Raw genomic sequence first — 23,585 nt, 5'->3', positions numbered from 1 at the left:
GGTTTCCGGCGTTATTGTTGACGACCATCGCGAGCTGGCTCGCTCCTACAGGTTTTGCAGCGTATCGAGCAAGACCTTCACCTTGGTGATCGACTCCTGATATTCGGCCTGCCACTCCGAGTCCGCGACAATCCCGCCGCCGCCCCAGCAACACACCTGCCCGTCCTTGACCAGCAAACTGCGAATGGCGATGGAGCTGTCCATCTCGCCGCGTACGTCCAGGTACAGTAACGAACCGCAATACAGGCCGCGCCGGGTCGGCTCCAGCTCGTCGATGATCTGCATGGCGCGAATCTTTGGCGCGCCGGTAATCGAGCCGCCAGGGAAGCTGCCGGCGATCAGGTCCAGGGCATCGCGCTCATCCGCCAGTTCACCGGTGACGCTGCTCACCAGGTGGTGCACGTTCGGATAGCTTTCCAGGCTGAACAGTTCCGGCACCCGTACTGAACCGGTGCGGCAGGTGCGACCGAGGTCATTGCGCAGCAGGTCGACAATCATCAGGTTTTCCGCGCGGTCCTTGGGGCTGGCCAGCAATTCGGCGGCGTTCGCGGCGTCTTGCTCAGGCGTCAGGCCCCGCGGGCGGGTGCCCTTGATCGGGCGGGTTTCCACATGACCCTGGCTGACTTTGACGAAGCGTTCCGGCGACAGGCTGAGTACGGCGTCGCCGTCGGGCAAGCTCTGAAAACCGGAAAAAGGCGTTGGGCATGCTGCGCGCAGCGCACAGTAAGCGGCCCACGAATCACCCTGGCAAGGCGCGCGAAACCGTTGGGCGAAATTGACCTGGTAACAGTCGCCGGCCTGAATGTACTGCTGGATGCGTTCGATGGCCTGTTGATACTCGTCTGCGCTCAAGTCGGCGGTCATCGGGGTGAGCAGTTTGAAGGGCGCGACCTCTTGCGGGGCAGGCTGGCTGAACAGCTCGATCAGGCGCTGACGCTCGCTGTCGGGCAGGGTCGGGTGGAACACCAATTGACTGCTCAGCGACAGGTGGTCGCTGATCAATGCCCAGCCGTACAAGCCGAAACGCGCGTCGGGCAAATGGAGGTCGTCACGGGCCTGGCTCGGCAGGCGCTCCAGATGTCGGCCGAAGTCGTAACTCAGATAGCCGATCAACCCACCGGCAAACGGCAACTCATAAGGTGCCGGCAGAGTGGCTTCGCCCAGTCGTGTCAGGTTGTCGCGCAGGCGTTGCAGGAACGCGTCGCCACTTTCGTCGGGTGATACCGTCAATTGCTCCAATGGCCAGGCGCTGAGCAGGTCATAGCGACCGCGGTCGGCGCTGGGGCGGCCACTGTCGAGCAGGACGGCGCCGGGCGCATGGCGAATCGCCGCGAAATATTCGGCGGGGTTGGCGCGATAGGGCAGCGGGTGTACGGAGCAGATCAACATGGGCGGGGGAAGTCAGCCATCGAGGCGGGGTGGCGATTGTAGTCCTCTGCAGGATTTGGTCCTAGAGGGATGTCGGAAATTGGAAGATTGGGTGCTTGTAGGAGCGAGCCTGCTCGCGATGAACCTGAGAGCAACGCGTACATCCAGGAAGCACGCGTTATCGTTGACGTCCATCGCGAGCAAGCTCGCTCCTACTGGAGTTGCTCAGCCCTCGACCGCAGGAATATGCCCAAACAACTCCTGCACAAACGCCACGCGCTCTTCGACCGTTTCGGTCACGCCACGGGTCTTCAGGTCTTCCAGCCGTGCCTCGACCGCATGAGTACGCAACGTCAGGCCGCAGTCATTGGCAATCTGGATATTCAGCCCGGGCCGGGCGTTGAGTTCCAGAATCAGCGGGCCTTTTTCCTGGTCCAGGACCATGTCGACACCGATGTAGCCCAGGCCGCACAACTCATGACAGCCAGCGGCGAGCTTCATGAAACCGTCCCAGTAGGGCAGTTGCACGCCATCCACTGCGTTGGTGGTGTCCGGGTGTTTGTTGATGATGTTGTTCAGCCAGGTGCCGCGCAGGGTCAGGCCGGTGGCCAGGTCCACGCCGACACCGATGGCGCCCTGGTGCAGGTTGGCCTTGCCGTTGGACTGGCGCGTCGGCAGGCGCAACATGGCCATCACCGGGTAGCCCATCAACACAATGATGCGAATGTCCGGTACGCCTTCGTAACTGATGCTCTTGAAGATCTGGTCCGGAATCACGCGGTATTCGATCAGCGCCCGGTCGCGGTGACCGCCCAGGGAGTACAGGCCGGTCAGGATGCTGGAAACCTGGTGCTCGATTTCTTCATGGCTGATGATCCGGCCGGACACCGTGCGATAACGCCCTTCAAAGCGGTCGGCAATGACCAGGATGCCATCACCGCCAGCGCCCTGGGCCGGTTTGATCACGAAGTCATTGCGTGCGCCGATGATCTCTTCGAGGTTATCGATTTCCTTCTCGGTGGAAATCACCCCATAGAGTTCCGGTACATGAATGCCGGCGGCGATGGCGCGCTCCTTGGTGATGATCTTGTCATCGACGATCGGGTACAGGCTGCGCTTGTTGTACTTGAGCACGTAGTCTGCGTTGCGCCGATTGATTCCCATGATGCCCCGGGCTTCCAGGGCCTTCCAGGTCTTCCAGAGGCCGAACATCAGGCGTCAACCTTTTTCAGGAAGGCCTTGAAGCGCACCAGTTCGGTCAGGCGATAACCGCGATAACGCCCCATGGCCAGCATGAAACCTACCAGGATCAGCAGGATCGCCGGGAAAGTGAACACGAAGTACACCAGTTCCGGCACGGTCATGATCAGGTGCGCCAGGGACGCGGCGAACAGCGTGCCGATGGCCACTTTCATGGCATGGCCACCGCCGCGCTCTTCCCAGGTGATCGACAGGCGTTCGATGGTCATGGTCAGGATCACCATCGGGAACAGCGCGACGGACAAGCCGCGTTCCAGGCCGAGTTTATGGCTGAACAGGCTGATCGCCGCAATCAACACCACCACGAACGTCAGCACCACCGACAGCCTCGGCAGCATTTGCAGTTTCAGGTGTTCAAGGTAGGAACGCAGCGACAGGCCCAGCGCCGTGATGATGGTAAACAGCATGATGCCGAAGCCGAGCTGGGTTTCGCGGAAGGCCAGGGCGATCAGCACCGGGGTGAAGGTGCCCAGGGTCTGGATGCCGATCAGGTTGCGCAGGATCAGGATCACCAGCACGCCGATCGGGATCATCACCATGATCATGAAAGTCTGCTGGGTCTGCAGCGGCAGGCCGTACAGCGAGTATTCGAGGAAGTTGGCGTCGGTGTTTTCGTCGGTCAGCTTGGCCAGGCGAATGGCGTTCATTTCGCTGTTGTTCAGGCTGAAGGTCACGTTGGCTTTCTTGCCGCCATCGACGGTGATCAGGTTTTCGTCGCCGGTCCACCACAGCAGGCGGTCGGTCGGCAGGCCCTGTTCACCGGTTTCCGGGTTGAAGTACAGCCAGTCGCTGCCATTGAAACTGCGCAGCCACAGTTCCGGCATTTGCGGCTGGTCGGCCACCAGGCGGATGGTGTGGACTTTCTCGATCGGTACGTGGGCGATGGACAGCAGCAACTCGACGATTTTCGCCTTGTGCGCAGCGGATGGGTCGCCGGCCAGCAACAGTTTCACGTTGTCGTCGTTGAGGTTGTTGACCCGCTTGATGGCTTCGCCGACGAAGGTTTCGACGTCGGCCGAGTGTTGGCGAATCGGTGCGAGCAGGGCTTCGGCGGCGATTTTTTCCGGGCCTTCGATGGTCAGGCTGTCGCGAAAGGTCGGGCCTTTGATCTTGGCTTTCTCGCCGGAATAACGCTTGGTCAGCACCAGGCGGTAGTACAGCGTCTGATTGCCTTTGGCCCGGCGCGCCGACCAGGTGACCTTGCGGTTGCCGTCGACCCGGTTCACGGCCACGCCGTAGTTATTGGAGATGAAGCTCTCGTTGAGGCTGACGAAGTCGCGGCTCAGCGGAGGCACGAACATCTGGATCTTGACCGGGTCCTTGGCACTGGCGACGAACTCGACCTTGGCGTCGATGTTCCACAGGTCGTCGGTGGCGTCTTCGGTCACCGGGATGCCCAGGACGAAGATCTGGTAGGCCGTAACTGAAATGCCCAGCACCACCAGGATGGCGATCAGCAGTTTCAGGTGAAGGGTAAGAGAGCGCATTTGAATTACTCGGCGGTATGAGCGTCGGTGGTGCAGGCAGGTTTGCCGGCAGCATATTTAAGGCTGGGGTCAACCAGTGCATCGAAGCGCTTGAGCGCTTCGGAGCCAATCAGTAGCGGGTATTGGAAAGCGCTGCGGTCGGTCAGGTTCACTTCGATGCTGCGCAGGGCCGAGCCCATGCAGATGTCCAGTTCGATCACCGGGCGGGCGGTGTACTTCTTGCCTTCCTCCGGGTCGTAGTCGCCGGCCCGGCGCTTGATCTTGCTGACGCGGGCCAGCGGGCGTTCGATCGGGTGCGAATGGGCGGCGTCGATGGCCAGGTAAAAGCGCACCCACGACTCGCCGTTGCGTTTGAAACGTTTGATATCCCGTGCACTCAGGGACGCGGTTTTTGCCCCGGTGTCGAGTTTGGCCGCCACTTCCAGATCGATGCCATTGAGCGATGCGTACTCATTGAGGCCATACACGGTCTTTTCCCCGGCCATTGCGAAGCCGGGCAGGCAAAAGAAATAAAGGAAGGTGGGGAAGGGCTTGAGTCTCATAAATCCTGGTGCGCAGCGGTCCGACTTGATTCAAGGCCCTGGCATCGCTGCGCAAGCTCCCTCGTATGCCTGTCAGGTTTTTATGACAGGCAGTGCAGATGTGACAAACAAATGCGGGCGGCATTCTAGCACGGTGGTCTGTTGGCGCCAGCGCTGGCCGGTGGCTATAAATAGAGGGGGTTGCTTCGTAATGGTGCAACCGGTTATCAGAAGATTGTCGACAATATCGATTTAACCTTTGACTGTGCCGCCTGTATTCGTTAGTTTTTGCGGCATTGGCTTACAAGGTGTCGACAATATGCTGGATCAACTCGATCCCCCGGTTTCTACGCAAGACGATACGGAGACACTTTCCGAGAACGTCTTCCGACGCATTCAGGCGGCTATCGTCAAAGGCGATATCGCGCCGGGCAGCAAAATCTCCGAGCCGGAACTGGCGCGCACCTACGGCATCAGCCGTGGCCCGTTGCGCGAGGCCATCCACCGTCTGGAAGGTCAGCGCCTGCTGGTTCGCGTACCGCATGTCGGCGCCCGGGTGGTGTCGCTCAACCACGCCGAACTGATTGAGCTATACGAAATTCGCGAATCCCTGGAAGGCATGGCCTGTCGACTGGCCGCCGAGCGCATGAGCCTCGAAGAAATCGACGAGCTGCGTCGGGTCCTGGAAACCCACGAGCGCGATGAAGCGTTTCAGGCCGGGAGAGGCTACTACCAGCAGGAAGGCGATTTCGACTTTCATTACCGAATCATCCAGGGCAGCGGTAACCGCACGCTGACCCAAATGCTCTGCGGCGAGCTGTATCAACTGGTGCGCATGTACCGCATCCAGTTTTCCACCACGCCCAATCGCCCGCACCAGGCGTTTGCCGAGCACCACCGAATTCTCGATGCCATCGCCGACCGTGACGGTGAGCTGGCCGAGTTGTTGATGCGCCGTCACATCGGCGCCTCCAAACGCAACATCGCCCGTCATTACCAGGACGGCGCTAACCCGACAGCCAAACGAGGTGAGTCATGAGTTTGAACAAGAGCACTCCAGGCCAGCGTTTCCGCGATGCGGTCGCCAGCGAACATCCACTGCAAGTGGTCGGTGCGATCAACGCCAACCACGCGCTGCTGGCCAAGCGCGCCGGTTTCAAGGCGATCTACCTGTCGGGTGGCGGGGTGGCTGCAGGCTCCCTCGGCGTACCGGACCTGGGCATCACCGGCCTGGATGACGTGCTGACCGACGTGCGCCGTATCACCGATGTTTGCGACCTGCCGCTGCTGGTGGACGTGGACACCGGTTTCGGTTCCTCGGCGTTCAACGTCGCTCGCACCGTCAAGTCGATGATCAAGTTTGGCGCCGCAGCGATTCACATCGAAGACCAGGTCGGCGCCAAGCGCTGCGGTCACCGTCCCAACAAGGAAATCGTGACCCAGCAGGAAATGATCGATCGCATCAAGGCGGCCGTCGATGCCCGTACCGATGACAGCTTCGTGATCATGGCCCGTACCGACGCCCTGGCGGTGGAAGGACTGGAGTCTGCCCTGGATCGCGCCGCTGCGTGCATCGAGGCCGGCGCCGACATGGTGTTCCCGGAAGCCATCACCGAGCTTGAAATGTACAAGCTGTTCGCCAGCCGTGTGAAAGCGCCGATCCTGGCCAACATCACCGAGTTCGGCGCGACGCCGCTGTACACCACCGAGCAGCTTGCTGCTGCCGACGTATCGCTGGTGCTGTACCCGCTGTCGGCGTTCCGCGCCATGAACAAGGCTGCGGAAAACGTCTACACCGCGATCCGTCGCGACGGCACTCAACAAAACGTCATCGACACCATGCAGACCCGCATGGAGCTTTACGATCGCATCGACTACCACACCTTCGAGCAGAAGCTCGATGCGTTGTTCGCTGCCAAGAAATAATCGAACTTTTTATATGTAGGAGCGAGCCTGCTCGCGATGGACGTCAACGATTACGTGGTGTCCCTGATGCACCGAGGTGTTACATCCACCTTCGCGAGCAGGCTCGCTCCTACAGGTTTCTCTGACAAAAAGAATATTGGAGACAAAAAATGGCCGAAGCAAAAGTACTCAGTGGCGCCGGGCTCCGTGGCCAGGTCGCCGGGCAAACCGCACTGTCCACCGTGGGCCAGTCGGGTGCCGGTCTGACCTACCGTGGTTATGACGTACGTGAACTGGCGGCTGACGCACAGTTCGAAGAAGTGGCCTACCTGCTGCTGTACGGCGAACTGCCGAGCAAGGCGCAACTGAACGCCTACATCGACAAACTGAGCAAGCTGCGCGACCTGCCGCAAGCACTGAAAGAAGTGCTGGAACGCATCCCCGCCGACGCCCACCCGATGGACGTGATGCGCACGGGCTGCTCGTTCCTGGGCAACCTGGAGCCGGAGAACAATTTCTCCGAGCAGCACGACAAGACCGACCGCCTGCTGGCCGCGTTCCCGGCGATCATGACCTACTGGTATCGTTTCAGCCATGAAGGCAAGCGCATCGATTGCGTGAGCGACGAGCAGTCCATCGGTGGACACTTCCTGCACCTGCTGCACGGCAAGAAGCCGAGCGAGCTGCATGTCAAGGTGATGAACGTTTCGCTGATCCTCTACGCAGAGCACGAGTTCAACGCATCGACCTTCACCGCACGTGTTTGCGCGTCGACCCTGTCTGACCTGTATTCGTGCATCACCGCGGCCATCGGCTCGCTGCGCGGCCCGCTGCACGGCGGCGCCAACGAAGCGGCGATGGAAATGATCGAGCGTTTCTCGTCGCCGGAAGACGCGATCAAGGGCACCCTCGGCATGCTCGAGCGCAAAGACAAGATCATGGGCTTCGGTCACGCGATCTATAAGGACAACGATCCGCGCAATGAGGTGATCAAGGGCTGGTCGAAAAAACTCGCTGACGAAGTGGGCGACAAGGTGTTGTTCCCGGTGTCCGAAGCCATCGACCAAACCATGTGGGAGCAGAAAAAACTGTTCCCTAACGCCGACTTCTACCATGCCTCGGCGTACCACTTCATGGGCATCCCGACCAAGTTGTTCACACCGATCTTCGTCTGCTCACGCCTGACCGGCTGGGCCGCCCACGTGTACGAACAACGTGCCAACAACCGCATCATCCGTCCAAGCGCCGAATACACCGGCGTTGAACAGCGCAAGTTCGTACCCATCGAACAACGCTGAATGGTGGAGGTTTGACGCAGGGATCTGAATTCAACGCAGATCCCTGTAGGAGCGAGCCTGCTCGCGATGGTGTGTCATTCACACGGGTGTCGTCTGACACACCATCGCGAGCAGGCTCGCTCCTACAGTGGATCGTGTTGATTTCGAACCCGGTGCCAGGCCCCGCCTTTTGTAACTACCGTGACCGAGTCCTGACCGATGAACACTGAATTCCGCAAATCGCTGCCTGGCAGCCACCTGGATTACTTCGATGTCCGCGCGGCAGTCGAGGCGATCCAGCCTGGCGCCTACGACACCCTGCCGTACACCTCCCGTGTGCTGGCGGAAAACCTTGTGCGTCGCTGCGACCCGGCCACGCTCACCGAATCCCTGAAGCAATTCATCGAGCGCAAGCGCGACCTCGACTTCCCGTGGTTCCCGGCTCGCGTGGTGTGCCACGACATTCTCGGCCAGACCGCGCTGGTCGACCTCGCCGGCCTGCGTGACGCCATCGCTCTGCAAGGCGGCGATCCTGCGCAAGTCAACCCGGTGGTGCCGACCCAACTGATCGTCGACCACTCTCTGGCCGTGGAGCGCGGTGGTTTCGATCCCGAGGCGTTCGAGAAGAACCGCGCCATTGAAGACCGTCGCAACGAAGACCGTTTCCACTTCATCAACTGGACCAAGAAGGCGTTCAAGAACGTCGACGTGATCCCACCGGGCAACGGCATCATGCACCAGATCAACCTGGAGAAGATGTCTCCGGTGATCCAGGTGCGTGACGGCGTGGCCTTCCCTGATACCTGCGTCGGCACCGACAGCCACACCCCGCACGTCGATGCGTTGGGCGTGATCGCCATCGGTGTCGGTGGTCTCGAAGCCGAAAGCGTGATGCTTGGCCGCGCATCGTGGATGCGTCTGCCGGAAAGCGTTGGTGTCGAACTGACAGGCAAGCTGCAACCGGGCATCACCGCCACCGACATGGTGCTGGCGCTGACCGAGTTCCTGCGCCAGCAAAAAGTCGTTGGCGCGTGGCTGGAGTTCTTTGGCGAAGGCGCGTCAAAGCTGACCCTCGGCGACCGCGCGACCATCTCCAACATGGCCCCGGAATACGGCGCCACGGCGGCGATGTTCTACATCGACCAGCAGACCATCGACTACCTCAAACTCACCGGCCGTGAAGACGAGCAGGTGCAACTGGTTGAGAACTACGCCAAGCAGACCGGTCTGTGGGCCGACAGCCTCAAAGGCGCGCAGTACGAACGTGGCCTGACCTTCGACCTGTCTTCGGTCGTGCGCAACATGGCTGGCCCGAGCAACCCGCACGCTCGTGTCGCGGTTTCGGATCTGGCAGCCAAAGGCATTTCCGGCCAATGGGACGATGTGCCGGGTCAAATGCCGGACGGCGCGGTGATCATCGCCGCCATCACCAGCTGCACCAACACCAGCAACCCGCGCAACGTGATCGCCGCCGGCCTGCTGGCGCGCAACGCCAACAAGCTCGGCCTGACCCGCAAACCATGGGTCAAGTCGTCCCTGGCACCGGGTTCGAAAACCGTCGCGCTGTACCTCGATGAAGCCGGTTTGACCGAAGAGCTGGACCAGCTCGGTTTCGGCGTCGTGGCCTTCGCCTGCACCACCTGCAATGGCATGTCCGGCGCACTGGACCCGGTGATCCAGCAGGAGATCATCGACCGCGACCTGTACGCCACTGCCGTGTTGTCTGGTAACCGCAACTTCGACGGCCGGATTCACCCGTATGCCAAGCAGGCGTTCCTCGCGTCGCCGCCATTGGTCGTTGCTTACGCCATCGCCGGCACCATCCGTTTCGACATCGAAAAAGATGTGCTGGGCGTGGTGGATGGCAAGGAAATCCGCCTTAAAGACATCTGGCCGAGCGACGAAGAAATCGACGCCGTGGTGAAAGCTTCGGTCAAGCCGGAGCAGTTCCGCCAGGTGTACATCCCGATGTTCGCCATCCACGAAGACACCGGCCCGAAAGTCGCGCCGCTGTACGACTGGCGCGAAATGAGCACCTACATCCGCCGTCCGCCGTACTGGGAAGGCGCGCTGGCCGGCGCTCGTCCGCTCAAGGGCATGCGCCCTCTGGCAGTGCTGCCGGATAACATCACCACCGATCACCTGTCGCCGTCCAACGCCATCATGCTCGACAGCGCCGCCGGCGAATACCTGGCGAAAATGGGCCTGCCGGAAGAGGACTTCAACTCTTACGCGACTCACCGTGGTGACCACCTGACCGCGCAGCGCGCGACCTTCGCCAACCCGAAACTGTTCAACGAAATGGTTCAGGAAAACGGCAAGGTCAAGCAGGGTTCGCTGGCCCGTGTCGAGCCGGAAGGCAAAGTGATGCGCATGTGGGAAGCCATCGAGACCTACATGGAGCGCAAGCAGCCGCTGATCATCATCGCAGGTCAAGACTACGGTCAGGGTTCGTCCCGCGACTGGGCGGCGAAGGGCGTGCGTCTGGCCGGTGTGGAAGCGATTGCAGCCGAAGGTTTCGAGCGCATTCACCGCACCAACCTGGTGGGCATGGGCGTGTTGCCGCTGGAATTCAAGCCGGGCACCAACCGCCACACCCTGGCCATCGACGGCAGCGAAACCTACGACGTGATTGGCGACCGCACCCCGCGTGCCGAGCTGACGCTGGTGATCCATCGCAAGAACGGCGAACGCGTCGATGTGCCGGTGACCTGCCGCCTGGACACCGCTGAAGAAGTGTCGATCTACGAGGCTGGCGGCGTGTTGCAACGCTTCGCCCAGGACTTCCTCGAAGAATCGGCGGTTGCCGTTTAATACAGCTGTGCAGACACGGGACTTTGAGTCCCGTGTCTGTTTTCAAGGTTAGGAGTAAGAGCACCATGGCTCACGCAGCTCAGATCAAGATTCCAGCAACTTACATGCGCGGCGGCACCAGCAAAGGTGTGTTTTTCAGCCTGAAGGATTTGCCTGAAGCGGCACAGGTCCCGGGCCCGGCCCGCGACGCTTTGTTGCTGCGCGTGATCGGCAGCCCCGACCCGTACGACAAGCAAATCGACGGTATGGGCGGCGCGACTTCCAGCACCAGCAAAACCGTGATCCTGTCGAAAAGCATCAAGGCTGCTCACGATGTCGATTACCTGTTCGGTCAGGTGTCCATCGACAAGCCTTTCGTGGACTGGAGCGGCAACTGCGGCAACCTGTCGGCGGCGGTCGGTTCGTTTGCCGTCAGCAATGGCCTGGTCGACGCCAGCCGCATCCCGCACAACGGCGTGGCGGTGGTTCGCGTGTGGCAGGCCAACATTGGCAAGACCATCATCGCCCACGTGCCGATCACCAATGGTGAAGTGCAGGAGACCGGCGATTTCGAACTCGACGGCGTGACCTTCCCGGCGGCCGAAGTGCAGATCGAGTTCCTCGATCCGGCGGCGGACGAAGAGGGCGGCGGCGGTTCGATGTTCCCTACCGGCAACCTCGTGGATGACCTGGAAGTGCCCGGCGTCGGTACCTTCAAGGCGACCATGATCAACGCCGGCATCCCGACGATTTTCGTCAATGCCGAAGACCTCGGCTACAAGGGCACCGAGTTGCAGGGCGCGATCAATGGCGACCCGAAAGCCTTGCTGATGTTCGAAACCATCCGCGCTTACGGTGCATTGCGCATGGGCCTGATTGCCAATATCGACGAAGCGGCCAAACGCCAACACACACCAAAAGTGGCCTTCGTGGCCAAGCCGGCGGACTACGTTTCGTCCAGCGGCAAAGCCATTGCGGCAGGCGATGTCGACCTGTTGGTGCGTGCGTTGTCCATGGGCAAGCTGCACCACGCAATGATGGGCACGGCGGCCGTCGCAATCGGCACGGCGGCAGCGATCACCGGCACTCTGGTCAACCTCGCAGCGGGCGGCATCGAACGCAACGCGGTGCGCTTCGGACATCCGTCCGGCACTTTGCGTGTAGGCGCCGAGGCCAGTCTGGTGAACGGCGAGTGGACTGTGAACAAGGCAATCATGAGCCGCAGTGCGCGGGTGTTGATGGAAGGCTTTGTGCGTGTGCCGGGTGATTCTTTCTAAGATCACCGAAAACCCTGTGGGAGCGAGCTTGCTCGCGATAGCTGAGTGTCAGACGACATCAATGCTGGATGTGCCGACGCCATCGCGAGCAAGCTCACTCCCACAGTGGAATGGATTTCAATAGTAAGAATTGTCATTGACTGAGAATGCCCTGAATCGAGGTCCCATCAACGACCCACTTCATAGAGTGAATCGAACATGAGTGCCAACGTCGACCTGAACAACCGTCCGGACTACGACAAGGTCCTGCAGGACATTGCCGATTACGTCCTCAACTACAAGATCGAGTCCGCAGAGGCGCTGGATACCGCGCGCAACTGCCTGATCGATACCTTGGGTTGCGGCCTGCTGGCCCTGCGTTTTCCGGAGTGCACCAAGCATCTGGGACCCGTGGTGGAAGGCACCGTCGTGCCGTTCGGCGCCCGGGTGCCGGGGACCAGTTACCGACTCGATCCGGTGAAGGCGGCGTGGGACATCGGCTGCATCGTGCGCTGGCTCGACTACAACGACACCTGGCTCGCGGCGGAGTGGGGGCATCCGTCGGACAACCTCGGCGGTATTCTCGCCGTAGCCGACCATTTATCACAAAAGCACCTGGCCAATGGCGTGGCACCGCTGACCATGCGTACAGTGCTTGAAGCGATGATCATGGCCCACGAGATTCAAGGCGTGATCGCCCTGGAAAACTCGTTCAACCGTGTCGGCCTCGATCACGTCATTCTGGTGAAAGTCGCCTCTACCGCGGTCACAGCCAAGCTGATGGGTGCCAATCGCGAGCAGTTGTTGTCGGCGTTGTCTCATGCCTTTGCTGACGGTCAGGCATTGCGCACGTATCGGCATGCACCGAATGCCGGTTCGCGTAAATCCTGGGCGGCGGGTGATGCGTCCAGTCGTGGCGTGCGTTTGGCGGACATGGCGATGCGCGGCGAGATGGGCATTCCCGGTGTATTGAGTGCCAGGCAGTGGGGGTTTTACGACGTATTGTTCAGCCACACCAACAATGATCTGGCGCTCAAGCCTGAAGACAAGCGTGCGTTCAGTTTTTCGCGGACGTATGGCAGTTATGTGATGGAGAACGTGTTGTTCAAGATCAGTTTTCCGGCCGAGTTCCACGCGCAAACGGCCTGTGAGGCGGCGGTGACTCTGCACCCGCAGGTGCGCAATCGACTGCATGAAATCGACAGGATCGTGATTACTACGCACGAGTCGGCGATTCGCATCATTTCCAAGGTCGGCCCACTGGCCAATGCTGCTGATCGCGATCACTGCATCCAGTACATGACGGCTGTACCGCTGGCTTTCGGCAATCTGGTTGCCGAGTACTACGAAGATGATTTTCACAAGGCACATCCGATCATCGATGTGCTGCGCGACAAGATGGTGATTGTTGAGGAGCCGCGTTTCACCCGCGAGTATCTGGAGCCCGACAAACGCTCGATTGCCAACGCGGTGCAGGTGTTTTTCAAGGACGGTTCGAGTACCGAAAATGTAGTGGTGGAGTACCCGATCGGGCATCGTCGGCGTCGGGCTGAAGGGATTCCGTTGCTGGAGGACAAGTTCAGGGCGAACTTGCTGACACGATTCACCGGGCAGCGCAGTGAGGAGATTTTCGCGCTGTGCAAGGATCAGCAGAAACTCGAGGCGACAGCGGTAAACCGGTTTGTGGATTTGTTTGTTATCTAGGAGACCGCGTTATCGTTCAATCGCTGGCAGGCTAGCTCCCACAGGGATCTGCGGTGAACACAAATCAACTGTGGGAGCTAGCCTGCTAGCGATGAGGCCAGAACAGGCAATAGAGATTTATTTGAACCGCCGCTCGACGCCTTTCTCCACAAGGATTTTCGCGGAGATTTCCTCCACGGAAAAATGCGTGGAGTTGATGTTCGGGATGTTCTCGCGGCGGAACAGGTTTTCCACCTCGCGCACTTCGAACTCGCACTGGGCGTAGCTCGAATAGCGGCTGTTGGGCTTGCGCTCGTTGCGGATCGCGGTGAGGCGGTCGGGGTCGATGGTCAGACCGAACAGCTTGTGCTGGTGGGCGCGCAGGGCGGACGGCAGTTGCAGGCGTTCCATGTCGTCTTCGGTCAGCGGATAGTTGGCTGCACGGATACCGAATTGCATCGCCATGTACAGGCACGTCGGCGTCTTACCACATCGCGACACGCCCACTAGTATCAGGTCGGCCTTGTCGTAATAGTGCGTGCGGGCGCCGTCGTCGTTGTCGAGGGCGAAGTTAACGGCCTCGATACGCTCCATGTAATTGGTGTTGGCGCCGATGGAGTGGGACTTGCCCACGGTGTAGGAAGAATGCTCGGTCAGTTCCTGTTCAAGCGGTGCCAGGAACGTCGAGAAAATGTCGATCATGAAACCATTCGAGGTTGCGAGAATCTCACGAATGTCCTGATTGACGATGGTGTCGAAGATAATCGGACGGAAGCCGTCGGTTTCGGCGGCTTTGTTGATTTGTTGTACCATGGCCCGAGCTTTGTCCACGTTGTCGATGTACGGCCGCGTGACTTTGCTGAAGGTAATGTTTTCGAACTGCGCCAGAAGGCTTTGACCCAGGGTTTCGGCAGTAATACCGGTACCATCGGAGATAAAGAAAGCAGATCGTTTCATTTGCACCTTGGGCCTTAAGCTAGTGACGAATCTTGGATATGATAGGCGCGATTTGCCGGCCGCCATTGGCCCGCATTCTCACTTATTTTCCAGGTCCAGGCCATATAGCCGGCAAATGCACATTCAAGCAGCCGGTTTCTGAGCTTTTCCAACACAGTTAGTGGAGAGATCACCTTGGTAGAGTACGTAGTTTCCCTCGATAAGCTCGGCGTCCATGATGTAGAGCATGTGGGGGGCAAGAACGCATCCCTGGGCGAGATGATCAGCAACCTTGCAGGTGCCGGTGTATCGGTGCCCGGCGGCTTCGCCACGACCGCTCAGGCTTATCGTGACTTCCTGGAACTGAGCGGCCTGAATCAGCAGATTCACGATGCGCTCGATGCCCTGGACGTCGATGACGTGAATGCCCTGGCCAAGACCGGTGCCCAGATCCGCCAATGGATCATGGAAGCCGAGTTCCCTGAAAAACTGAATGCCGAAATCCGTACCGCGTTCGCCACGCTGTCCGCCGGCAACCCTGACATGGCCGTGGCCGTGCGTTCTTCGGCCACCGCCGAAGACTTGCCGGACGCATCCTTTGCCGGCCAGCAGGAAACCTTCCTGAACATCCGTGGTGTCGAAAACGTCATTCGCGCCGCCAAAGAGGTGTTCGCCTCGCTGTTCAACGACCGTGCCATTTCCTATCGCGTGCACCAGGGCTTCGACCACAAGCTGGTCGCCCTGTCCGCTGGTGTGCAGCGCATGGTCCGCTCCGAAACCGGCACCGCCGGCGTGATGTTCACCCTCGATACCGAATCGGGCTTCCGTGACGTGGTGTTCATCACCGGCGCCTACGGCCTGGGCGAAACCGTCGTACAAGGCGCAGTGAACCCGGATGAGTTCTACGTCCACAAAGGCACGCTGGCAGCCGGTCGTCCGGCCATCCTGCGCCGCAACCTGGGCAGCAAGGCCATCAAGATGATCTACGGCGACGAGGCCAAGGCCGGTCGTTCGGTCAAGACCGTCGACGTGGACAAGGCTGAACGCGCACGTTTCTGCCTGACCGACGCTGAAGTCAGCGAGCTGGCCAAGCAGGCGATGATCATCGAGAAGCATTACAAGTGCCCGATGGACATCGAGTGGGCCAAGGACGGTGACGACGGCAAACTGTACATCGTGCAGGCCCGTCCGGAAACCGTGAAGAGCCGCACCCAGGCCAACGTCATGGAACGTTACCTGTTGAAAGAGACCGGTACCGTGCTAGTGGAAGGTCGTGCCATCGGTCAGCGCATCGGCGCCGGCAAGGTCCGCATCATCAAGGACGTGTCCGAGATGGACAAGGTCCAGCCAGGCGACGTACTGGTTTCCGACATGACCGACCCGGACTGGGAACCGGTCATGAAGCGCGCCAGCGCCATCGTCACCAACCGTGGCGGACGTACTTGCCACGCGGCGATCATCGCTCGCGAGCTGGGTATTCCAGCGGTAGTAGGTTGCGGCAACGCCACCCAGCTGTTGAAAGACGGCCAGGGCGTGACCGTTTCCTGCGCTGAAGGCGACACCGGTTTCATCTTCGAAGGCGAACTGGGCTTCGATATCAAGAAGAACTCCGTGGACGCCATGCCGGAGCTGCCGTTCAAGATCATGATGAACGTCGGCAACCCGGACCGTGCCTTCGACTTCGCGCAGCTGCCGAACGCCGGTGTGGGCCTGGCCCGCCTCGAGTTCATCATCAACCGCATGATCGGCGTGCACCCCAAGGCACTGCTGAACTACGACGGTCTGCCGCTGGACATCAAGGAAAGCGTCGACAAGCGCATCGCCGGTTACGACGACCCGGTCGGCTTCTATGTCGAGAAACTGGTTGAAGGCATCAGCACCCTGGCGGCTGCGTTCTGGCCGAAAAAGGTCATCGTGCGCCTGTCGGACTTCAAGTCCAACGAATACGCCAACCTGATCGGCGGCAAGCTGTACGAACCGGAAGAAGAAAACCCGATGCTGGGCTTCCGCGGTGCCTCGCGTTACATCAGCGAATCGTTCCGTGACTGCTTCGAACTCGAATGCCGCGCTCTCAAGCGCGTGCGCAACGAGATGGGCCTGACCAACGTCGAAATCATGGTGCCGTTCGTCCGTACCCTGGGCGAAGCGAGCCAGGTGGTGGATCTGCTGGCGGAAAACGGTCTGGCTCGTGGCCAGAACGACCTGCGCGTGATCATGATGTGCGAACTGCCATCCAACGCCATCCTGGCTGAAGAGTTCCTCGAGTTCTTCGACGGTTTCTCCATCGGCTCCAACGACCTGACCCAACTGACCCTGGGCCTGGACCGTGACTCCGGCATCATCGCCCACCTGTTCGACGAGCGTAATCCGGCGGTGAAGAAGCTGCTGGCCAATGCCATTGCCGCGTGCAACAAGGCCGGCAAATACATCGGCATCTGCGGTCAGGGTCCTTCGGACCACCCGGACCTGGCCAAGTGGCTGATGGAGCAGGGCATTGAAAGCGTTTCGTTGAACCCGGACTCCGTACTGGAAACCTGGTTCTTCCTGGCGGAAGGTCAAGCTTCGGCCTGATCCGCTCCCACACGGGGCGGTGCCTTTAAGATTCAAGCAGGGCGGGCTCCATCTGGATGCCGCCCTTTTTTGTGCAAGAGATTATGCAAAGCAGCAGCAACCTATTTCCTGTCGCCCTGATCAGCGCCGAACGGCGCGGTGATCTGAGCGAAGATGTGTATCGTTTGAAACCCGGTAACAGCCCCGACTTCACCGTCGAACTGGCTGTGACACGCCTTGGCATGGCCGATGAGTCGTCCTCCCGTGGCGTGCCGGTGATCCTGCTGCACGGCAGCTTTTCCAATCGCCGGTTCTGGTTTTCTCCCAAAGGCCTGGGGTTGGGCGCTTACCTGGCCCGTCAGGGATTCGACGTCTGGATTCCGGAAATGCGCGGTCACGGCCTGTCCCAGCGTAACCATGACTACCGCAAGAACCGTGTCGCCGACTACGCACGCTATGACCTGCCGGCCATTGGCGCGTTCGTGCGCGAACAGAGCGGGCAGGTGCCGCACTGGATCGGTCACTCGCTGGGCGGTACTACACTGGCCGCAGCATTGGGTGGCGAGTACATCGGTGAGCCGGTCGTGGCCTCGGCGGCGTTTTTCGGTACGCAAGTCAGTCGTACTTACTGGCCATTGAAGATTCCACCGGTGGAGTGGAGCGGTCGCTTCATTCTCAAGCGTTTTGCCCAGTTGTCCGGCTCAAGGCTCAAGCGCGGCCCGGAGGACGAGCCCATCGGCCTGGCTCTGGAAAGCATGCGCTGGTTTGGCTTGTTCGGGCGCTTCGGTGATGCCGACAAGGACTGGTGGGCAGGCCTGGCCGAGGTCAAGTTGCCCGTATTGGCGGTCAGTGCCGCGGGTGATCATCAGGACCCGGCCTGGGCGTGTCGCAAACTGTTCGAGCAGTTCGGTTCCGAGCACAAGCAATTCATCCACCTGGGACGCGAGCAGGGCTTCGGCGACAATTTCGGTCACGTGGAAATGCTCGTCAGCAAGGCAGCCCAGGCTGAAGTCTGGCCTTTGGTGACTCGCTGGCTGGCCGATCAGCAGACACCTTTGCCGGGCGCGCAACAGGATTTGGTCGCGGCAATCTGAGCCCGATGCTCTAACAAGGGCATTTCGCTCTGGTCGGCTTGCGGCTAAGATATGACGCATTGAGCTGTTCTGGTCACTTTGCGTGGCTGAGTCATCACTGATGTTCGTGCTGTCTTCCTCTTCACAGGAGTTTCTCGATGATCCATTACCTCACGCCTGACCTTTGCGATGCCTATCCGGAACTGGTGCAGGTGCTGGAACCGATGTTCAGCAATTTCGGCGGCCGTGATTCCTTCGGCGGCGAAATCGTGACCATCAAGTGCTTCGAAGACAACTCGCTGGTCAAGGAGCAAGTCGAGCTCAAGGGGGATGGCAAGGTCCTGGTAGTCGATGGCGGAGGCTCCCTGCGCCGCGCACTGCTGGGTGACATGCTCGCCGAGAAAGCGGCCAAGAATGGCTGGGAAGGCCTGGTGATTTACGGTTGCATCCGTGACGTCGACGTCATCGCGCAAACCGACCTGGGGGTTCAGGCGCTGGCCAGCCACCCAATGAAAACCGACAAGCGCGGTATCGGCGATCTCAACGTTGCCGTGACCTTCGCCGGCGTGACCTTCCACCCGGGTCATTACATCTATGCGGACAACAACGGCGTGATCATCTCGCCCAGCCCGCTGAAAATGCCTGAATAAAGCGCTGGTCGACCAAAGGAGTGCGGATGTTCGAGGAAGAAAACGCGCAATGGGGGCTGGTGCATGCCCTGGTGCTGGACGGTAAAGGCGGCGCGCGTTCGATTGCCCGGACTGAGCTCGATGACTTGCAGCTGCAGGCCCATGAAAGCCTGTGGCTGCACTGGGATCGCAGTCATCCGCAAACCCGGACCTGGTTACGCAAATCCAGTGGTCTGAGCGAGTTCAGCTGTGACCTGTTACTCGAAGAAAACACCCGTCCGCGACTTTTACAGCTTTCCGACAGCGAACTGCTGCTATTTTTGCGCGGGGTCAATCTGAACCCCGGTGCCGAGCCGGAAGACATGGTGTCGGTGCGGATCTTCGGCTCTGCCCAGCGTGTCATTTCCCTGCGTTTGCGTCCGTTGCGTGCCACTGACGAGTTGCTGGTGCAACTGTCCGAAGGCAAGGGGCCGAAAACCGCCTCCGAACTCATCCTTTGCATGGCGCAGTACCTCACCAACAAAGTGCAGGATCTGGTCAGCTGTCTCTCGGAAGTGGTCGATGAGGAAGAAGAAAAACTGGATGCCGACGAACGGTATACTCCTGAACACGGATCGGTTTTGCAGATTCGACGCCGGGCGGCTGCGTTGAAGCGCTTTCTTGCTCCGCAGCGGGACATTTTCGGTCAATTGACGCGGATCAAGTTGCCCTGGTTCGTCGAGGACGATGGCGATTACTGGAACGAATTGAACAACAGCCTGACCCGCTACCTTGAAGAGCTGGAATTGACCCGGGAACGGGTGGGGCTGGTCCTGGAGGCTGAAGACCGCCGCTTGAGCGTGCGCATGAATCGCACGATGTATCGCTTCGGGATCATCACCGGGATCTTTTTGCCGATGAGTTTTCTGACCGGGCTTTTGGGGATCAACGTCGGTGGAATTCCGTTCTCTGCCAGCCCTTACGGCTTTCTGATCGCCTGCCTGATGATGGTCTCGGTGGCGCTGGGGCAGTGGTGGTTGTTCCGACGATTGCGCTGGGTCTGAGGGAAAGCATGTGACCCGAGCAAAACTGACCGCGTCTCCCACAGACATCACGAGAGGTGCGTATGCACGATCCGTTTGAACAGTCTTTACGCGACATGCTCAACGCCTCACCGTCCACCCGGGACGACGATGCGTGCCTGGGGCGTGTGCTGAAAACCGCCAACCGCCAGGTTGGCGCCGGTGATTTGTTCAGCCTGCTGGGGCGCTGGTTGCCCGCACTGATGATCGCCCTGAATAACGGATCGGCCCATGTCGCGCCGGTATCCCGTCTTCGTAAACCTGCTGCTCGCACTGCTGATAAGGCTGATTGAATATGGAACTTGATCTCTGGACTCAGAGCCTCGTCACTGCAATGACTGCGTTGTGGACCAAGGTTGCGAACTTCATTCCGAACCTGTTCGGCGCACTGGTCGTGCTGCTGTTGGGTTTTGTCGTGGCCAAGCTGCTCGACACCCTGCTGTCCAAATTGCTCGCCAAATTGGGCCTTGACCGCTTGATGGGAGGCACCGGCCTGACCAAATTGCTGGCCCGCGCCGGGTTGCAAGTGCCTATTTCGACCCTGATCGGCAAGATCGTCTATTGGTTCGTTCTGCTGATTTTTCTGGTTTCTGCCGCAGAATCCCTTGGTCTTGAGCGAGTTTCAGCTACGCTGGACATGCTAGCGTTGTATTTGCCGAAGGTTTTCGGCGCGGCGCTGGTGTTGCTGGTAGGTGTCTTGCTGGCGCAACTGGCCAACGGGCTGGTGCGCGGAGCGGCAGAAGGCGTGGGGCTGGACTATGCTTCAGGGCTTGGACGGATTGCCCAGGGACTGGTGATCATTATCAGTATTTCGGTTGCAATCAGCCAGTTGGAGGTCAAGACTGACCTGCTGAACCATGTGATTGTGATTGTGTTGATAACCGTTGGTCTGGCGGTAGCGCTGGCCATGGGATTGGGAAGCCGGGAAATTGCCGGCCAGATTCTTGCGGGAATCTACGTGCGTGAGCTGTACCAGGTTGGGCAACAAGTGCGTGTTGGCGAGGTCGAAGGCCAGATCGAAGAGATCGGCACGGTTAAAACCACATTGCTGACCGATGAGGGTGAGCTAGTCTCTCTTTCCAATCGGATCCTCCTTGAGCAGCATGTGAGTAGCCGCTAACCCGGCAAACCCTGCTAATGTATGCCGCCGCAAAATGCCTGCTCACGCTGGCTGCGGCGGACATTGACCTGACTGTCGGCCCGACTTGTTTTGAATAAAGCCCAATCGTTATCCATGCGCTACGACCCCCGCGAGCTCTCTGATGAGGAGTTGGTCGCGCGCTCGCATTCCGAGCTGTTTCACGTAACACGCGCCTATGAAGAACTGATGCGGCGTTACCAACGAACATTATTTAATGTGTGTGCACGATATCTCGGGAACGATCGCGACGCAGACGATGTCTGTCAGGAGGTCATGTTGAAGGTGCTGTATGGCCTGAAGAACTTCGAAGGTAAATCGAAGTTCAAGACATGGCTATATAGCATCACGTACAACGAGTGCATTACACAGTATCGAAAGGAACGGCGAAAGCGTCGCTTGATGGACGCATTGAGTCTTGACCCCCTCGAGGAAGCGTCCGAAGAAAAGACGCCGAAACCTGAGGAAAAGGGTGGACTTGATCGCTGGTTGGTGTATGTGAACCCGATTGACCGGGAAATTCTGGTGCTACGATTTGTCGCAGAGCTGGAGTTTCAGGAGATCGCAGACATCATGCATATGGGTTTGAGTGCAACAAAAATGCGGTACAAACGCGCTCTAGATAAATTGCGTGAGAAATTTGCAGGCATTGCTGAAACTTAGTTCAGCGCAAATATCTCTTACGTGTAGGCAAGTTCTGTTAGACTTGCCGCCGAGTTGTCCCCCGGTTTGCGGGACTGCTTCACAATCACCAGATGGGGATTTAACGGATGAAACTGAAAAACACCTTGGGCTTGGCCATTGGTACTCTTATTGCCGCTACTTCGTTCGGCGCACTGGCACAAGGCCAAGGCGCAGTTGAAATCGAAGGCTACGCAAAGAAGCAATATTTCGATAGCGACCGTAACTTCAAGAACGACGGTATCAATCCGGGCGGTTCGATCGGTTACTTCCTGACTGACGACGTTGAACTGCGTCTGGCCTACGACGAAGTTCACAACGCCCGTGCAAACGACGGCAAGAACGTTAAAGGCGCGAACACCGCTCTGGACGCTCTGTACCACTTCAACAACCCAGGCGACATGCTGCGTCCTTACGTCTCGGGCGGTTTCTCCGACCAGAGCATCGACCAGAACGGCTCGAACGGTCGTAACCGTTCCACCTTCGCCAACGTTGGCGGCGGTGCCAAGCTGTACTTCACCGACAACTTCTACGCCCGTGCAGGCGTTGAAGCTCAGTACAACATCGACCAGGGCAACACCGAGTGGGCTCCTAGCGTCGGTCTCGGTGTGAACTTCGGCGGCGGCAGCAAGCCAGCTGCTGCTCCAGTTCCAGCTCCAGAAGTTTGCTCCGACAGCGACAACGATGGCGTTTGCGACAACGTTGACAAGTGCCCGGACACCCCGGCCAACGTAACTGTTGATGCTGATGGCTGCCCAGCTGTTGCTGAAGTCGTTCGTGTAGAGCTGGACGTGAAGTTCGACTTCGACAAGGCAGCAGTCAAGCCAAACAGCTACGGCGACATCAAGAACCTGGCTGACTTCATGAAGCAGTACCCATCCACCACCACTACTGTTGAAGGTCACACTGACTCCGTCGGTCCTGACGCTTACAACCAGAAACTGTCCGAGCGTCGTGCAAACGCCGTTAAGCAAGTTCTGACCAACCAGTACGGTGTTGAGTCGTCCCGCGTTCAGTCCGTTGGCTACGGCGAATCCCGCCCAGTTGCCGACAACAAAACTGAAGCTGGTCGCGCTGTTAACCGTCGCGTAGAAGCGCAGGTTGAAGCTCAAGCTAAGTAATTAGCTCGCAGCTCTGAAAAGCCCGGCTCAGGCCGGGCTTTTCTTTGTCTGCGATTTGGTGAAACAGGTGAAACTAAGCTGACTGATCTGCCGCCATCACAGGCAAATCAAGCTCCCCCAGGGATTGAGTTGCACAGGCTGCCACTGCACCGATCACCAATATGGCGGGGCTTTTCAGCTGGAATCTGCAGGCCGCTTCATCCATGTCTGTGAGAGTGCTCCGACATTCCCGCTGATGGGGCAAGGAGGCATTTTCAATCATGGCCACGGGCGTATCCGTCGTCATGCCGCCGGCCAATAGCTGCTCACGGATTTCACCGAGCTTGGCCACTCCCATGTAAATCACCAACGTCGTTCCGCCTTGGGCCAGTGCCTGCCAGTTCAATTGGCTGTCGTCCTGGGTGTGTGCGGTGACCAGCGTGACACCGCGGGCGACACCGCGCAAAGTCAGCGGAATATCGCATTGCGTCGCCCCCGCCAGCCCGGCAGTGATGCCGTTGACCAACTCGGCTTCGACCCCTCGCTCACGCAACCACTGCGCCTCTTCTCCACCTCGGCCGAAAATGCACGGATCGCCGCCCTTGAGCCGCGCCACGCATTTACCCTGCCGGGCATAGCGAAGCATCAAGCGATGGATGAACGCTTGCGGGGTAGAGCGGCAGCCGCCGCGCTTGCCCACCGGAATGATCCGCGCGCCAGGGCAATGCTCGAGTACCGCGACATTGACCAGATCATCGATCAGCACCACATCTGCTTCCCGCAAGGCGCGTACCGCTTTCAACGTGAGTAACTCCGGATCACCAGGGCCCGCACCTACCAGCCAGACTTTTGCACTCATAGTGTTTT

General features: G+C 59.4%; 20 protein-coding genes. 14 read left to right on the top strand and 6 right to left on the bottom strand.

Annotation, left to right across the window (positions count from 1 at the left end; genetic code table 11):
- Positions 1-45: 45 nt before the first annotated feature.
- From pabB to BSF44_RS21250, 4 genes are all read right to left on the bottom strand, one after another.
- A complete protein-coding gene (gene pabB, locus BSF44_RS21265) occupies positions 46-1,389 on the bottom strand; it encodes an aminodeoxychorismate synthase component I (protein WP_095945178.1) in 1,344 nt (447 codons plus the stop codon).
- Between the two features lie 204 nt (positions 1,390-1,593).
- Positions 1,594-2,580 (bottom strand): alpha-L-glutamate ligase-like protein, encoded by a 987-nt coding sequence (locus BSF44_RS21260; protein WP_095945177.1) that lies wholly within the window; start codon positions 2,578-2,580, stop codon positions 1,594-1,596.
- Entirely contained in the window at positions 2,580-4,115 is a 1,536-nt protein-coding gene (locus BSF44_RS21255) for an inactive transglutaminase family protein (RefSeq protein WP_095945176.1), read from the bottom strand. The genes BSF44_RS21260 and BSF44_RS21255 overlap by 1 nt, the downstream gene beginning before the upstream one ends.
- Before the next feature lie 5 nt (positions 4,116-4,120).
- Positions 4,121-4,657 (bottom strand): ATP-dependent zinc protease, encoded by a 537-nt coding sequence (locus BSF44_RS21250; RefSeq protein ID WP_095945175.1) that lies wholly within the window; start codon positions 4,655-4,657, stop codon positions 4,121-4,123.
- Positions 4,658-4,955: 298 nt separating this feature from the next.
- On the opposite strand from BSF44_RS21250, the gene BSF44_RS21245 reads away from it, so the two are divergent.
- The 6 genes from BSF44_RS21245 to prpD all read left to right on the top strand — a co-directional run bounded on the left by BSF44_RS21245 (position 4,956) and on the right by prpD (position 13,571).
- Complete coding sequence (locus BSF44_RS21245) at positions 4,956-5,675, top strand: GntR family transcriptional regulator (RefSeq protein ID WP_008048579.1); 720 nt, start codon at positions 4,956-4,958, stop codon at positions 5,673-5,675.
- Positions 5,672-6,562, top strand: coding sequence for a methylisocitrate lyase (gene prpB, locus BSF44_RS21240; RefSeq protein WP_095945174.1), 891 nt, complete (start codon positions 5,672-5,674; stop codon positions 6,560-6,562). The genes BSF44_RS21245 and prpB overlap by 4 nt, the downstream gene beginning before the upstream one ends.
- Before the next feature lie 149 nt (positions 6,563-6,711).
- Positions 6,712-7,839: a 2-methylcitrate synthase gene (gene prpC, locus BSF44_RS21235; RefSeq protein ID WP_095945173.1), complete on the top strand. Its 1,128-nt coding sequence runs from the start codon at positions 6,712-6,714 to the stop codon at positions 7,837-7,839.
- Between the two features lie 198 nt (positions 7,840-8,037).
- Positions 8,038-10,632 (top strand): Fe/S-dependent 2-methylisocitrate dehydratase AcnD, encoded by a 2,595-nt coding sequence (gene acnD / locus BSF44_RS21230; RefSeq protein WP_095945172.1) that lies wholly within the window; start codon positions 8,038-8,040, stop codon positions 10,630-10,632.
- A 65-nt stretch (positions 10,633-10,697) separates the two neighbouring features.
- Entirely contained in the window at positions 10,698-11,888 is a 1,191-nt protein-coding gene (gene prpF, locus BSF44_RS21225) for a 2-methylaconitate cis-trans isomerase PrpF (RefSeq protein WP_095945171.1), read from the top strand.
- 198 nt (positions 11,889-12,086) lie between these two features.
- A complete protein-coding gene (gene prpD / locus BSF44_RS21220) occupies positions 12,087-13,571 on the top strand; it encodes a 2-methylcitrate dehydratase (RefSeq protein WP_095945170.1) in 1,485 nt (494 codons plus the stop codon).
- A 117-nt stretch (positions 13,572-13,688) separates the two neighbouring features.
- Here the strand turns inward: prpD and BSF44_RS21215 are convergent, their stop codons facing one another.
- Positions 13,689-14,507 carry a pyruvate, water dikinase regulatory protein gene (locus BSF44_RS21215; protein WP_008048584.1) on the bottom strand — a complete coding sequence of 273 codons (819 nt, stop codon included), beginning with the start codon at positions 14,505-14,507 and terminating at the stop codon, positions 13,689-13,691.
- 174 nt (positions 14,508-14,681) lie between these two features.
- Here BSF44_RS21215 and ppsA point away from each other — a divergent pair, with 174 nt between their 5' ends.
- From ppsA to BSF44_RS21170, 8 genes are all read left to right on the top strand, one after another.
- On the top strand, positions 14,682-17,057 hold the full coding sequence (gene ppsA / locus BSF44_RS21205) for a phosphoenolpyruvate synthase (RefSeq protein WP_095945169.1): 2,376 nt from the start codon (positions 14,682-14,684) through the stop codon (positions 17,055-17,057).
- An 83-nt stretch (positions 17,058-17,140) separates the two neighbouring features.
- Positions 17,141-18,130, top strand: a complete 990-nt coding sequence (locus BSF44_RS21200) for an alpha/beta fold hydrolase (protein ID WP_095945168.1) — start codon at positions 17,141-17,143, stop codon at positions 18,128-18,130.
- 140 nt (positions 18,131-18,270) lie between these two features.
- Positions 18,271-18,759, top strand: coding sequence for a ribonuclease E activity regulator RraA (gene rraA, locus BSF44_RS21195; RefSeq protein WP_172435379.1), 489 nt, complete (start codon positions 18,271-18,273; stop codon positions 18,757-18,759).
- A gap of 26 nt (positions 18,760-18,785) precedes the next feature.
- Positions 18,786-19,781: a zinc transporter ZntB gene (locus BSF44_RS21190; protein WP_095945167.1), complete on the top strand. Its 996-nt coding sequence runs from the start codon at positions 18,786-18,788 to the stop codon at positions 19,779-19,781.
- Positions 19,782-19,843: 62 nt separating this feature from the next.
- Complete coding sequence (locus BSF44_RS21185) at positions 19,844-20,092, top strand: hypothetical protein (RefSeq protein ID WP_008048593.1); 249 nt, start codon at positions 19,844-19,846, stop codon at positions 20,090-20,092.
- 2 nt (positions 20,093-20,094) lie between these two features.
- The gene (locus BSF44_RS21180; protein ID WP_053157419.1) at positions 20,095-20,919 is read left to right on the top strand and encodes a mechanosensitive ion channel domain-containing protein; all 825 of its coding nucleotides are present in this window, start codon (positions 20,095-20,097) and stop codon (positions 20,917-20,919) included.
- Positions 20,920-21,009: 90 nt separating this feature from the next.
- Positions 21,010-21,600 carry an RNA polymerase sigma factor SigX gene (gene sigX, locus BSF44_RS21175; RefSeq protein WP_095945166.1) on the top strand — a complete coding sequence of 197 codons (591 nt, stop codon included), beginning with the start codon at positions 21,010-21,012 and terminating at the stop codon, positions 21,598-21,600.
- A 107-nt stretch (positions 21,601-21,707) separates the two neighbouring features.
- A complete protein-coding gene (locus BSF44_RS21170; protein ID WP_095945165.1) occupies positions 21,708-22,739 on the top strand; it encodes an OmpA family protein in 1,032 nt (343 codons plus the stop codon).
- 73 nt (positions 22,740-22,812) lie between these two features.
- On the opposite strand, the gene cobA is transcribed toward BSF44_RS21170, so the two are convergent.
- Positions 22,813-23,577, bottom strand: coding sequence for a uroporphyrinogen-III C-methyltransferase (gene cobA, locus BSF44_RS21165; RefSeq protein WP_095945164.1), 765 nt, complete (start codon positions 23,575-23,577; stop codon positions 22,813-22,815).
- Positions 23,578-23,585: the final 8 nt, after the last annotated feature.

The organism is Pseudomonas sp. ACN8 (assembly GCF_002303925.1).
GTDB lineage: Bacteria > Pseudomonadota > Gammaproteobacteria > Pseudomonadales > Pseudomonadaceae > Aquipseudomonas.
This window is presented reverse-complemented; position numbering and strand designations above follow the sequence as displayed.